General features: G+C 71.6%; 15 protein-coding genes. 3 read left to right on the top strand and 12 right to left on the bottom strand.

Features of this window, described 5'->3' with window-relative positions:
- Positions 1 to 19: 19 nt before the first annotated feature.
- Positions 20 to 934: a hypothetical protein gene (locus ACNKF0_RS03735; RefSeq protein WP_416955872.1), complete on the bottom strand. Its 915-nt coding sequence runs from the start codon at positions 932 to 934 to the stop codon at positions 20 to 22.
- A gap of 278 nt (positions 935 to 1,212) precedes the next feature.
- Between ACNKF0_RS03735 and ACNKF0_RS03730 the strand changes: the two genes are divergently transcribed.
- Entirely contained in the window at positions 1,213 to 2,682 is a 1,470-nt protein-coding gene (locus ACNKF0_RS03730) for a DUF222 domain-containing protein (RefSeq protein ID WP_416955870.1), read from the top strand.
- Positions 2,683 to 2,764: 82 nt separating this feature from the next.
- Here the strand turns inward: ACNKF0_RS03730 and ACNKF0_RS03725 are convergent, their stop codons facing one another.
- Genes ACNKF0_RS03725 through ACNKF0_RS03700 form a run of 6 tightly spaced genes read right to left on the bottom strand, consistent with a single transcriptional unit; the run spans position 2,765 to position 7,252 of the window.
- Entirely contained in the window at positions 2,765 to 3,166 is a 402-nt protein-coding gene (locus ACNKF0_RS03725; RefSeq protein WP_416955868.1) for a PIG-L deacetylase family protein, read from the bottom strand.
- Positions 3,163 to 3,486, bottom strand: a complete 324-nt coding sequence (locus tag ACNKF0_RS03720) for a PIG-L deacetylase family protein (protein ID WP_416955866.1) — start codon at positions 3,484 to 3,486, stop codon at positions 3,163 to 3,165. Before ACNKF0_RS03720 ends, ACNKF0_RS03725 begins: the two co-directional genes overlap by 4 nt.
- Before the next feature lie 50 nt (positions 3,487 to 3,536).
- A complete protein-coding gene (locus tag ACNKF0_RS03715; RefSeq protein ID WP_416955864.1) occupies positions 3,537 to 4,670 on the bottom strand; it encodes an XdhC family protein in 1,134 nt (377 codons plus the stop codon).
- Positions 4,663 to 5,790 (bottom strand): vWA domain-containing protein, encoded by a 1,128-nt coding sequence (locus tag ACNKF0_RS03710; protein ID WP_416955862.1) that lies wholly within the window; start codon positions 5,788 to 5,790, stop codon positions 4,663 to 4,665. Before ACNKF0_RS03710 ends, ACNKF0_RS03715 begins: the two co-directional genes overlap by 8 nt.
- Positions 5,787 to 6,665: an AAA family ATPase gene (locus tag ACNKF0_RS03705; protein ID WP_416955860.1), complete on the bottom strand. Its 879-nt coding sequence runs from the start codon at positions 6,663 to 6,665 to the stop codon at positions 5,787 to 5,789. The genes ACNKF0_RS03710 and ACNKF0_RS03705 overlap by 4 nt, the downstream gene beginning before the upstream one ends.
- A gap of 41 nt (positions 6,666 to 6,706) precedes the next feature.
- A complete protein-coding gene (locus ACNKF0_RS03700; protein WP_299922845.1) occupies positions 6,707 to 7,252 on the bottom strand; it encodes a nucleotidyltransferase family protein in 546 nt (181 codons plus the stop codon).
- 155 nt (positions 7,253 to 7,407) lie between these two features.
- Between ACNKF0_RS03700 and ACNKF0_RS03695 the strand changes: the two genes are divergently transcribed.
- Together ACNKF0_RS03695 and ACNKF0_RS03690 are read left to right on the top strand one after the other, a co-directional pair.
- Positions 7,408 to 8,163 (top strand): DsbA family protein, encoded by a 756-nt coding sequence (locus tag ACNKF0_RS03695; protein ID WP_416955858.1) that lies wholly within the window; start codon positions 7,408 to 7,410, stop codon positions 8,161 to 8,163.
- Positions 8,160 to 8,807, top strand: coding sequence for a vitamin K epoxide reductase family protein (locus ACNKF0_RS03690; RefSeq protein ID WP_299922849.1), 648 nt, complete (start codon positions 8,160 to 8,162; stop codon positions 8,805 to 8,807). Before ACNKF0_RS03695 ends, ACNKF0_RS03690 begins: the two co-directional genes overlap by 4 nt.
- Positions 8,808 to 8,835: 28 nt before the next feature.
- Here the strand turns inward: ACNKF0_RS03690 and ACNKF0_RS03685 are convergent, their stop codons facing one another.
- From ACNKF0_RS03685 to narH, 5 genes are read right to left on the bottom strand one after another with little or no spacing between them, the layout of a single operon-like run.
- Positions 8,836 to 9,180 (bottom strand): cupin domain-containing protein, encoded by a 345-nt coding sequence (locus ACNKF0_RS03685; protein ID WP_299922851.1) that lies wholly within the window; start codon positions 9,178 to 9,180, stop codon positions 8,836 to 8,838.
- The gene (locus ACNKF0_RS03680; RefSeq protein ID WP_416955856.1) at positions 9,177 to 9,596 is read right to left on the bottom strand and encodes a hypothetical protein; all 420 of its coding nucleotides are present in this window, start codon (positions 9,594 to 9,596) and stop codon (positions 9,177 to 9,179) included. The genes ACNKF0_RS03685 and ACNKF0_RS03680 overlap by 4 nt, the downstream gene beginning before the upstream one ends.
- Positions 9,593 to 10,324, bottom strand: coding sequence for a respiratory nitrate reductase subunit gamma (narI, locus tag ACNKF0_RS03675; protein ID WP_299922855.1), 732 nt, complete (start codon positions 10,322 to 10,324; stop codon positions 9,593 to 9,595). Before narI ends, ACNKF0_RS03680 begins: the two co-directional genes overlap by 4 nt.
- Positions 10,321 to 11,019, bottom strand: coding sequence for a nitrate reductase molybdenum cofactor assembly chaperone (narJ, locus tag ACNKF0_RS03670; protein ID WP_416955854.1), 699 nt, complete (start codon positions 11,017 to 11,019; stop codon positions 10,321 to 10,323). The genes narI and narJ overlap by 4 nt, the downstream gene beginning before the upstream one ends.
- Entirely contained in the window at positions 11,019 to 12,683 is a 1,665-nt protein-coding gene (narH, locus tag ACNKF0_RS03665; RefSeq protein ID WP_416955852.1) for a nitrate reductase subunit beta, read from the bottom strand. The genes narJ and narH overlap by 1 nt, the downstream gene beginning before the upstream one ends.
- Between the last annotated feature and the right edge of the window lie 11 nt (positions 12,684 to 12,694).

Below are 12,694 nucleotides of genomic sequence, written 5' to 3'. Positions count from 1 at the left end.
AGCGGTCGCGCCGGTCTGCTCAGCGGACGCGTGCGAAGGTGGCGACGATGCCCGGGTGGTCGGTGACCAGCTTCCGATAGGACTGGAACGAGTGGATGCGGAAGCGCGAGTCGCGCTCGCCCATCACGTAGTCGATCCCCGATCCACCCTTGCGGCCCGTGTAGTTGGTCTCCAGGCGCAGGGGCCGGGTGATCCGCCCCTTGACGAGGTGGTCGGTGGTGTCCCGGTTCTCGGTGACGTTGCAGTCGCACATCGCGACGAACTGGTGCGCCTCGGGAGTGTCCGCGGCGATGGAGCGGATCCGGCTGGCCATCCGCCACATCGCCTCGACACCGCGACGGTTGGCGTAGTTGGGCCCGCCCGAGCGGCGGTTGTGCAGGTGGTTGGGCAGGTGGAAGCTCAGGGCCCGGATCGTGTGACCGGTCTTCCGGTGCGTGAGCACCGCCGCCACGCCGTACTGGTCATGCGCGATGCGGCCGGAGTGGCGCCGCCAGGTCGTGCCGGTCAGGAGCGGGGCCCAGGTCTGCTCGAGGTCCCACACGTCCTTGTCGAAGGCGATCGGGTTGTCGTCGATGCCGGTCGGGCCCTTCGGCATCAGCAGGGTCCACGACTTCGGCAGGGACGCGCGCAGCGCCGGCCGGCTGAAGAGCCGCTCCTGGAACCCGATGACCGAGGCGTCGCCGTCGAGCACCTGCCCGATGTCGTGCCGCATCCCGGCGACGCGCATGCCCTTCTTCAGGTTCAGCGTCGCCACGCCGAACTTCGCGCCCGAGGTGAAGGCCGCCCGCTTCTGCTCCTGCTTCTGCTCAGGCGCCTGCTGGCGCGCCTGGGCCGGCGAACCGCCGAGCGCCAGGCCGGAGAGGATCAGGACCGCCACGGCGACGAGAGCGATCGGTCGGACGAGGGCACGGGGCAGCACTGCAGGAAGAAACATCCCGAAGAAGGTAGGTGAGGCACGCCGTCATGACCAACTCGGCGCCGCGGCGGCGGTCCAGCGTCCGCTGGTCAAGGAGGGACGAAGTCCCGTCTGGAGACCCGCCCGCTCCGTTGGTCGAGGAGGGACGAAGTCCCGTCACGAGACCCGCCCACCGCCGTTGGTCGAGGAGGGACGGAGTCCCGTCACGAGACCCGGGAACGCCGTGCCGGCCGCGCGTCCACAGGCCCGGATCGCGCCGGGTGCGAGTGTCGTACCTCTTCTCTAAAATCGAACACATGAGCGAAGCGCTGGCGGACCGGGTGACAGGTGGGGTGGACGACCTCACTGCTGCCGATCTGCTGCGCGTGATCCGCGAGCGTCGCGCCGTCGAGAACCAGGCAGCCGCGGACCAGCTGATCCTCGCTGCGCAGTGGGCAGACCTGCATCCGCCGGAGTCGATCCACGACGCCGCCACCTTCTCCGTACCGTCTGCCGGTCAGGAGCACGAGGAGCCCATCGCCGGTGAGGGATGCCCGTTGGTGGCCGAGTTCTGCATCGCGGAGCTCGGCGGCGTGCTCGGAGTCTCGACGGTCGCGGCGAAGAAGCTCATCGGGCAGGCCCTCGAGCTGCGGCACCGCCTCCCGCGGTTGTGGGCGCAGGTCCACGCCGGACGGGTGCCGGCGTGGAAGGCCCGCGCCGTCGCGGAGACCACCATCCACTCCTCACCCGCACTGACGAAGGAGGCGGCCGGGTTCGTCGACGCGCAGGTCGCCGCCGTCGCGGGGAAGGTGGGCCCCGCCCAGCTCGACCGGCTCGTCGCCGAGGCGATCAAGCGGTTCAACCTCGCCGCACCCGACCCGGCCGCCGACCCGGAGGACGGCTGGCTCCATGTCGACCCCCGCCACGTCACGATCGACACCCAGGAGGTCCACTTCGCCGGCACCATGCGCCTCGAAGCCGAGATCGACATGGCTGATGCGATCGACCTCGACCGGGTCCTGGCCCAGGGCGCCGCGACCCAGGCCGCGCTCGGGTCCACCGAGTCGCTCAACGTGCGCCGCGCCAAGGCCCTCGGCGACCTCGCCCGCACCCAGACCGCCCTCGACCTCCACACGCAAGGCCCCACTGACGCAGCAGCGGCGAAGACCGAGGACGGCCTGCCGGTCGCACGCGAGGTCGTCCTCCACGCCCACTTCAACGCCCACTTCGACGACAACTTCGACGACAACTTCGACGCCTCAACAGCCGGCGAACAGACCGTGTTCGGTCCCACCGGACGGCTCGAGGAACGCCAACGGCTCGTGCTCCTCGACCAGGTCCGCTCCTGGTGCTCCGACACGCGCACCAAGATCACGATCAAGCCCGTCATCGACCTCAACACCCAGCTGGCCACCGACGCCTACGAGATCCCGGACCGAATCCGCGAACAGGTCATCCTCAGAGACAAGACCTGCGTGTTCCCGCGATGCACCCGACCCGCCCGACGCTGCGACATCGACCACGTCATCCCCCACGACCCCAACGCCGAAGCAGAGGGCAGACCCCAGCCCGGGCCCACCCAGACCGACAACCTCGCCGCCCTGTGCCGCGGTCACCACCGCTTGAAGACCTTCACCGCCTGGCGCTACGACATGGTCGCACCCGGCATCTACGAGTGGACGTCCCCGCACGGGCACCGCTACCGCCGCGACCACCACGGCACCACCGCGATCGAACCGCCCGAAACGACGGGCCCACCCAGCGTCCCGCGTCCGCGCCGACCATGACCCCGCCCCGCACCCCGCCACCCACCCGGTGACGGGGCCACAGGCACGTGTCCACTCCACCGACGAGCTGGTCGTGCCTGCCTCAGGCCAGTGGGCGGCGGATGAACCACTCGGTCGACAGGAGTTGCTCGCGGTCCACCGGTGACAAGCGGGCGATGAGCCCCGGAAGAGCACCTCGGTCGACCTCAGAACGGTGGGCCAGGATGGCCGCCACCTTCTGGTCCAACCAGGGTGAGACGTCCACTCGGTCCGTGACCTCTTCGTCCAGAGTGGCGTTCAAGGCTCTTCGGGCACCGACGATCTCCCTGACCGCCTGAACCGACGAACGCGGGTGAGTCGCCAAGTACACGGTGCTCGGCGCCCAGGGAGGGCCCGCATCGGGATACGCGTCCAGGCCGGCTGCTTCGGCGGCCCGCACCGTCACGCGATGGGTGTGCACATGATCGGGATGGCCGGTCAGACCGCCAAGGGCGTCGAACGTCACCGCGCTTCCGGACGGAACTCGCGGATCTCAGCCACCAGGCGGTGCACGGCTTCGTCCATCGGCACGTCGCACCAGCGGGGCCTGCCCGGGGCAGAGTCCGGGACCTTGGCGTCGGCGTACCCGAGCATCCTCGGCTCGCCCGCCCCGAGGACGCGCAGCGCATCGGCCAGCTCGGCTGCTCGCTGCGTGGTCGGAGCCCACGTTGCAGTGACGACGGCAGTCCGCGCCCCTGCCGCGGCATGCTGAGCCAGGACGCCGCCCGCGGCCAGCGACTCGTCATCGGGGTGCCCGAACACGGCAAGCAGGCTCGACAGCTCCACGAGATCAGCCTCCCTGACGGAACCCGGATCGCCCCAGCATGGGAATCGCGTCAGTCGTCGTGGTGGATGCGTCCCTGCGTGCTGGCCAGCCGCTCCCCCGAGCCACCCCACTGACGCGCGACGATCTCCGCGGCGATCGACACGGCGGTCTCCTCGGGCGTCCGGGCGCCGAGGTCGAGGCCGATCGGGGACGACAGGAGGGCCAGCTCCGCCTCCCCCAGCCCCGCCTCGACGAGCCGCTCCAGCCGCTCGTCGTGCGTACGACGCGAGCCCATGGCACCGATGTAGCCGGGTCGTACGTCCTCGTCGAGGCGCAGCGCGACCTCGAGCAGCGGTACGTCGAACTTCGGGTCGTGGGTGAGGACCGCCAGGACCGTGCGTCGGTCGATGCGGCCGGCGTCGAGCTCGGCCTGCAGGTAGCGGTGGGGCCAGTCGACGACCACCTCGTCGGCACCGGGGAACCGCGACGTCGTGGCGAAGACAGGACGGGCGTCGCACACCGTCACGTGGTAGCCCAGGAAGGACCCGACCTTGGCGACGGCGGCCGCGAAGTCGATGGCACCGAAGACGAGCATCCGCGGCTTCGGTGCGAAGCCCCAGACGAAGACCCGCATCCCCTCGCCGCGCCGCTCACCGTCCGGGCCGTAGGTCAACGTGGCGTTGGTGCCCGCCGCCAGCAGGCCGAGGGCGTCGTCGTGCACCGCGGCGTCCGCGCGCGGCGAGCCGAGGCTGCCCTGGGCAGGGACCTCGGGCCGCACCACCATCCGGCGCCCCACCCACGTGGGGTCCGGGTGCTCGATCACGGTCGCCAGGGCCACCGGCCGGCCGGCCTCGATGTCGGCGGCCACCTCCCCCAGCTCGGGGAAGGTCTTGCGCGAGACCCGCTCGACGAAGACGTCGAGGATGCCCCCGCAGGTGAGCCCGACCGCGAACGCGTCGTCGTCGGAGACGCCGTAGCGCTCCAGCACGGGCTCGCCCGAGGCGACGACGGACTGCGCGAGGTCGTAGACCGCACCCTCCACGCAGCCTCCCGACACGGAGCCGACGGCGGTGTCGTCGGGTCCCACCAGCATCGAGGCGCCGGAGGGACGCGGGGCGGAGCGGAAGGTCGCCACGACCGTGCCGACGCCGATGGTCTCGCCGGCCTCCCACCACTGCATCAGCTCGGGCAGCACGTCACGCACGCGCGATCACCTCCGTGAGGTCGGCGAAGGTCGCCAGCGAGTGGCCGGCGAGGAAGTCGTCGCAGTGCGGCAGCGCTGCCACCACCCCGCCCTGCAGCGGCTCGTAGCCCGCCTTGCCGCGGTGGGGGTTGACCCACACCACCCGGTGCGCGATGCGCTGCAGCCGCTCCATCTGCTCGCCGAGCAGCCCGGCATCACCGCGCTCCCAGCCGTCGCTGAAGACGACGACCACCGCGCCGCGCGCCATCCCGCGCTGGCCCCACCGGTCGAGGAAGACCCGCAGCGTCTCGCCGAGCCGGGTGCCGCCGGACCAGTCGGGCACGACCTCCCCGGCCGCGACGATGGCACGGTCGGCGTCGGGCGTGGTGAGCGCGCGGGTCACGTGGGTCAGCCGGGTGCCGAGGGTGAAGGTCTCGACGGTGCCGCCGGAGGTGCGCGCCGAACGGGTCAGCCGGTGGGCCAGGCGCAGCAGCGCGTCGGCGTACGCCGTCATGGACCCGCTGACGTCGACGAGCAGCACCACGCGGCGGGGACGGGTGCCGCGCCGGCGCCACGCGATCCGGCCGGGCTCACCGAGGTGGCGCAGCGAGTTGCGCAGGGTGCGCGAGGCGTCGAGCTCGCCGCGGTGCCACCGACGGTGGCGTGCCGTACGACGTACGGGCGGGTGCAGCGAGAGCCGGACGAACATCGCCGCGAGACGCCGCCTCTCCGCCGCGTCGAGGGAGGCGACGTCGCGGTGCTGGAGCACCTCCGCCTCCGACGCCATCGCCCGGACCACGTCCTCCTCCTCGGTCTCCCCGGCCCCGCCGGCGCCCTCGACCTCGGGGAGCAGGTGCGCGGTCGACGGACGCGAGGCCTCGCGCTGCTGGGCGCGGGGCAGCCCGTCGCGTGGGTCGAACCACGCCGCGAAGACCTGGTCGTAGCGGGCGAGGTCGTCGGGTGAGCCGCAGAGGGTGGCGCGTCCGGCCCAGTAGGTGGCCTGTCGGTCGTCGGCACCGACGGTCGCCACCGCCGCGAGGAACCCGTGGGCGCGGTCCTGCGTCACGGCGACGCCCGCGGCCCGGAGCGCGCGGGTGAAGCCGAGGAGCACCTCGTCGGCCTCGTGGAGGACGTCGTTCATCGCGACAACATCCGGTCGAGCGCGGCGCGCACGCGGTCGGCGTCCTCGCGATACTTCAGCAGGGCGCCGAGGGTGCTGGCCGCCGACGCCAGGTCGAGGTCGGTGGTGCCGAGGTAGGTCAGGGCACGGGCCCAGTCGAGCGTCTCCGCGACGCCGGGCGGCTTGAGCAGGTCGTCGCGAGCACGCAGCTGCTGGACCAGCCCCACCACCTGGCGGGCCAGGGTCTCGCTGACCTCAGGGGCGCGCGAGCGGACGATCTGCACCTCCCGGTCGAGGCCGGGGTGGTCGATCCAGTGGTAGAGGCAGCGCCGCTTCAGCGCGTCGTGCAGCTCGCGGGTGCGGTTGGACGTGAGCACCACCAGCGGAGGTTCGGGCGCGGTGACCGTGCCGAACTCGGGGATGGTGACCTGCCACGTCGAGAGCACCTCGAGCAGGAAGGCCTCGAACTCGTCGTCGGCGCGGTCCACCTCGTCGACCAGCAGCACGGCCGGCGCCTGGCGCAGCGCGGCGAGCACCGGTCGCGCGAGCAGGAAGCGCTCGTCGTACAGGCTCTTCTCGGCCTCGTCGGAGTCGACGTCGCCGGCAGCCTCGAGGGCGCGCAGGTGCAGGATCTGGCGCGGGAAGTCCCAGTCGTAGAGGGCCTGGCTGGCGTCGATCCCCTCGTAGCACTGCAGCCGGACCAGGGGCAGGTCGAGGCTCTGCGCGAGCGCCTCGGCGAGCGCCGTCTTGCCGGTGCCCGGCTCGCCCTCGAGGAGCAGCGGGCGCTGCATCCGGGCGGCGAGGAAGACGACGGTCGCCAGCTCGTCGTCGGAGAGGTAGCCGGTCGCGCCCAGCCGGGCCGCGACGTCGGCGGCGGAGTCCATCCCGTGCACCATGGGACTCAGGCTACGACCCCGCACGTTGGCCGGACGTTGGGTCAGCGGTGGTCCACGTCGGCGCCGGTCGCGAGGTCGCCGCACTCGACCAGCTCGACGTCGTGCGCAGCGAGGTAGTCACGCGCGCCGCGGTCGCCGGTCGCGGTCGCCACGACGCCCGCCCAGTGGTCGCGACCGAGCAGGACCGGGTGCCCCGACACCCCGTCGTACGCCGCCCGCGCCAGCGTCGTGCGCCCGTGCGCGGCGTCGAGCACCCGGTCCACGACGGCGGCGTCGACGTCGGGGAGGTCGACCAGCGAGACGAGGACGCTGTCGTGGTCGGTGCGGGTCAGCGCGTCGAGCCCTGCGCGCAGCGAGGCACCCATCCCCTCGGCCCAGTCGTCGGCGCGGATCCGGGACACCGACATCGGCAGCAGCGCGGACGCCCGGCGTGCCTCGGCCCCCAGCACCACCACGATCTCCTCGCAGGGGCGCAGCGCCTGCACCGCGCGCAGCAGCCACGAGGTGCCGTCGGCGTCGCGGGCCAGCGCCTTGGGCCCGCCGAAGCGGCTCCCCTCTCCGGCAGCCAGCAGCAGTCCGACGGTCACCCGGGCAGCATCCCCGACCGGTGGGGTGTTCACAACCACCTCCGGCGGCCGGTCGGGACCTTGGGCCCGCGATCTCGGGCCGTTGGGCCACGGCGCCCACGGTGCCACACCCGGAGGCTGGAGGCAGACCGCCGTCCACCCACGCAAGGACCCGCATGAGCACGCGCACGCAGCCGCCGACCCCGCCGACCCGGCCTACCCGACGGGGCACGTCCCAGCCGCCCGCCGCCCGCTACCGCGTCGCCCGGTGGGTGGGCGTCGGGGTCCTCGTCGCACTGGTGGTCGCCGTCATCGCGGTCGTGCTCCGCGACCCGGCCACGACGGACCCGGCTCCCGGCGGGGGCGACGGCGCGGTCGTCGCGCCCAGCGGGCTGGGAGCGGACGGCTCGATCCTCATCGGGGACGGGCCGGTCACCGTCACGATCTACTTCGACTACCTGTGCCCGGCGTGCGGCGCGTTCGAGGAGGCGAACGGCGAGACGCTCGAGCAGCTGCTCGAGGCCGAGGACGTCACGGTGGACCTCCGACCCATCTCCTTCCTGGACCGACTCTCGGAGGGCACCGAGTACTCCACCCGTTCCGCGAACGCCCTGGCGACGGTGGTCGACTCCGCACCCGATCACGCCTGGTCCTTCCACCGGGCGCTGTACGCCCACCAGCCGCCCGAGGGCGCCGAGGGCCTGACCGACGAGCAGCTGGCGAGCATCGCCCGCGACGTCAGCGTGCCGGTGCAGGTGACGGAGCTCTTCGCCGAGCGCCGTCACGAGGCGTGGGTGGCCGAGCAGACCGCCCAGGCGTTCGACAGCGGCGTCACGGGGACGCCCACGATCCTGGTCGACGGCGAGCCGTTCACCGGTGACCCGTACCAGCCCGGCTCGCTGGCGGCCGTCGTCGAGCGGGCGGCGCCGTGACCGCGCAGGCGACGCGGAGCGGCGTCGTGGGCGGGACGTCGGGACGGGCAACCGCCCCGTCACGGATCCGCGGGTCCTGGCTCGCGATGCTCTTCTGGTCGGCGGCCAGCCTCACCGCTGCCTTCGTGCTGGCCACGGAGGCCGTCACCCTCGCCGGCGACCAGGAGGCGACCTTCGGCTGCGACATCAATGCCGTTGTCAGCTGCGGCACCGTGGGCAGCTCCTGGCAGGCGTCGGTCTTCGGCTTCCCCAACGCGTTCTTGGGCCTGGTCACCGAGCCGGTGGTGCTGACCATCGCCGCCGCCGGGCTCGCCGGCGTACGCCTCCCACGCTGGATGATGCTGACCGCACAGGTGGGCTACACCCTCGGTCTCGCCCTGGCCTACTGGTTGCTCTACCAGGCGATCTTCCACATCGGCGCGGTGTGCCCGTGGTGCCTGCTGGTCACGGTGGCCACCACCTTCGTGTTCGTGGAGATGACCCGCATCAACGTGCTGGAAGGTCACCTGCCCCTCCCACGAAGGGCACGCCGGTTCGCCGAGGAGCTCATCCACCACCGGCTCGACCTGCTGGCCACCGCGGTGTGGCTGTGCGGGGTCCTGCTTCTCCTCGTCACGCGGTACGGCAGCGCCCTGCTCGGCTGACCCGCCCGCCCGGCCGGCCGTCGGGCGCTCAGGCTCCCGGCACGCCGTGCAGGCCGACGGTCAGGAGCACGGCCGCGTCCTCGAGCGCCTCGAGGTCATGCCGGGTCGGCGGGATCTCGACGTGGTCGCCCGCCTCGCCGTCCCAGGTCTCCTCGCCCGCGTGCAGCCTGACCCTGCCGCGCAGCACCTGCAGGGTCGCCTCACCGGGGCTTTCGTGCTCACCGAGCCGGCGTTGCGCGGCGAGGGCGATGAGCGTCTGGCGCAGCACGCGCCCCTGTCCGCCGTGGAGGGTGTGGGCGCTGCGTCCGGCGCTGCTGCGGCGGGCCTCCGCGAGATGCTCGTCCGCCAGTGCCGTCAGCGAGGTGGTGTTCATCGTCGTCCTCCGAGGTTCGTCGTGGCTGCCGCGGCACGTGCCGCGACGTCGGTGTCGGAGCAGAAGCCCGACCCGGAGCGCTTGAGGCAGAGCAGGCCGAGGAGGGTGTGCTCAGCGTCCACCACGGCCAGCCGACGCAGTCCGGTGCCGGCGAGCTCGTCCCGTAACCGGGCCGCGTCGGCATCCGGCCCGACGGTCCGCCCGGACAGGGTCGACCACCACAGCGCCGGCCCTTCCTCGGGCGCACCCGGCGGCAGGTCCGCGCGGGTCAGCGTCCCCCGCAGCGTCCGCCCCTCGGTGAGGAGCAGGAGGTGGACGTGGCCGTCTGCCAACGCCGACCGTGCCTCGTCGACCGAGACCCTGACCGGCAGGGTCTTCGGGAGGGTGATCATCTGGTCGCGGACCAGTGCCGTCACCGCGGGACCTGGTCCCAGCCGCGGCGGGGTGCCGCACTGCCGAGCGAGCGGTCGTCACGTGAGCGGTAGACGACGTAGGGACGCGTCAGGTAGCCGACGGGAGCCGAGAACACGTGCACCAGCCGGGTGAAGGGCCACAGCGCGAAGAGGCCGAAGGCGACGAGGGCGTGCAGCTGGAAACCGATCGGCGCCTCAGCCATCAGGTCGGCGTCGGGCTGGAAGGCGAGGAACGAGCGGTACCAGACCGACACGCCCTCGCGGTAGTTGTACTCCCCGCCGAGGCTGAAGATCGAGCCCGCGATGGTGTTCCACATCCCGAGCACGATGGCCGCGCCGAGGAAGGCGTACATCACCTTGTCCATGACGGTGGTGGCGGAGAAGACCGGCCCGACCGTGCGCCGGCGATAGATGAGGATGGTCATGCCGACCAGGGCCACCACCCCGGCGATGAGGCCACCGATCACCGCGACGTAGTGGTAGAGGTGGTCGTCGACCCCGACGGCCTCGGTCCAGGAGCGCGGGACCAGCAGCCCGATGACGTGGCCGCCCACGACGCCGAGCATGCCGAAGTGGAACAGCGGCGAGCCGAGCCGGAGCAACCGGTCCTCGTAGAGCTGGGAGGACCTGGTGGTCCAGCCGAACTTGTCGTAGCGGTAGCGCCACAGGTGCCCGACGACGAAGACCGCGAGGCACAGGTAGGGGACGATGACCCAGAGGAAGACGTTCATCGTGGGGCTCCTACGGGGATGGTGGCGGTCGAGATGAGGGCGGGGCCGGACAGGGCCGGGTCGGCGCCGTAGCCGGACAGGCCGACCTCCTCGGCGGGCGGGCCCTGCTCGACGAGACGGCGTACGGCGTCGGCGTCCTCACCCTTGAGCTCGGGCAGGGTGGCGCAGATCGCCAGCAGCGCGGCGGCCCACGGGGAGCCGACGGAGCCGTCGTCGTTGCGCCATCCGGTGAGGGCAAGACGCAGCATCTCCACCCCGGCGCGGTGGTCGTTGAGCAGCCGCCACGCGATGTCGGTGTCGACCGTCGCCCCGAACTGGAGCACGGCGCACAGGTGGTCGGGCAGCTCTCCGAGCTCCTCGGCCCACTCCACCCTGCCCTCGCGGTAGGCCTCCTTGAACTGCACGAGCGCCGCGCCCCGCCTGCGGGTGTCGCCATAGGCGAAGTAGGTCAGGTAGAGCGCGCACTTGCGCGTGTGGTCGAAGGTGGCGACGTAGTCCTGCTGGGCCTCGGCGAGCGGCACCCGGCGCAGGTGATCGAAGAGCCCGGCGAGGTGCGGGTGCTCGGGGGTCAGCGCCTCGAGGTCGTCGAGCGAGGCGATCAGCTCCTCGGTCGGGTAGTCCAGGAGGGCCGAGCAGACCCCCCAGACGCGCGCGGCGTCCTCGTTCGGCGTGGAGGCAGCCCTGCGACGGAACATCACGCGCCACCCCCGTCTCCGCGTGGTGGGAACATCCCCTCGGGAGTCCCCTTGCCGTCCCAGTTGAGGAGGTTCACCCGGCTGGACTTGTCGTCGGGTGCGGCGAGCGTGTCGGAGGTCTGCCGGTCCTGGAGCATCCGGAAGTTCTCCACCGCCACGGGCGTCGGGTAGCCCGCGCCCTCGCCCAGCAGTGCCTGGTCGTAGTACGAACCAGCCGCGTCGAAGTCGACCGAGCACTCGGTCGCCAGCTCCTCCAGCGCGTGCGCCTGCTCGGCGTGGGCCGGCGGGATCACGTAGCGGTCGGCGTACTTGGCGATCGCCAGCAGGCGGAACATCTCGTACATCTCCTCCTCCGTCATTCCGACGGCAGCGGGGATGTTCGCATCGGGCTCGCGCCCGAGGTTGATGTCACGCATGTAGGAGCGCATCGCGGCGAGCTTCTTCAAGACGCCGTTGACCGGCTCGACATCGCCCGCCGTGAAGAGGTTGGCGAGGTACTCGACCGGGATCCGCAGCGCGTCGATCGCGGCGAACAGGTTGCCCCGGTCCTCGGCGTCCTCACCGGTCTCCTTGACGACGTCGACCACGGGCGACAACGGCGGGATGTACCAGACCATCGGCATCGTGCGGTACTCCGGATGCAGCGGCAAGGCGACCTTGTAGTCGGTGATCAACCGGAGCACGGGCGACTTCTTCGCCGCCTCGATCCAGTCGGCCTCGATGCCTGCGGCGAGGGCCGCTCGCTCGACCTCGGGGTCGCGGGGGTCGAGGAACACTCTGCGCTGCGCTTCATAGAGGTCGTGGTCGTCCTCGACCGACGCAGCCTCGAGGACCGCGTCTGCGTCGTAGAGCATGAGCCCGATGTAGCGCAGCCGGCCCACGCAGGTCTCCGAGCACACTGTCGGGATGCCGACCTCGATCCGCGGGTAGCAGAAGGTGCACTTCTCGGCCTTGCCGGTCTTGTGGTTGAAGTAGACCTTCTTGTAGGGGCATCCCGAGACGCACATGCGCCAACCGCGGCAGCGGTCCTGGTCCACGAGCACGATGCCGTCCTCGGCGCGCTTGTAGATCGCGCCGGAGGGGCACGACGCCGCGCAGGAGGGGTTGAGGCAGTGCTCGCAGATGCGCGGCAGGTAGAACATGAAGGTCTCTTCGAACTCGAGCTTGACCTTGTCCTCGATGCCCTTGAGCATCACGTCACGCGCGGCGTGCTCCTGCGAGCCGCCGAGGTCGTCGTCCCAGTTGGCCGACCACTCGACGTTCATGTCCTTGCCGGAGATCAGGCTCTTGGGCCGGGCCACTGGGAAGGTGTCGGTCTGCGGGGAGCTGGTGAGCGTCTCGTAGTCGTAGGTCCACGGCTCGTAGTAGTCGTCGATCGAGGGCAGCTTGGGGTTGGAGAAGATGGTGAGGAGCTTCTTCAGCCGCCCACCGGCCCGGAGCGCCAGCCGCCCGTTGGGCTTGCGGATCCATCCGCCCTGCCACTCGTCCTGGTCCTCGTAGGTCCGGGGGTAGCCGAGGCCCGGCCGGGTCTCGACGTTGTTGAACCAGACGTACTCCATCCCGGTGCGGTTGGTCCACGCCTGCTTGCAGGTCACCGAGCAGGTGTGGCACCCGATGCACTTGTCGAGGTTCATCACCATGGCCATCTGAGCCATCACGCGCATGTTGTGTCGTC

The sequence above is a fragment of the Nocardioides sp. T5 genome (genome assembly GCF_048161455.1).
Classification (GTDB): Bacteria; Actinomycetota; Actinomycetes; order Propionibacteriales; family Nocardioidaceae; genus Nocardioides.
This window is presented reverse-complemented; position numbering and strand designations above follow the sequence as displayed.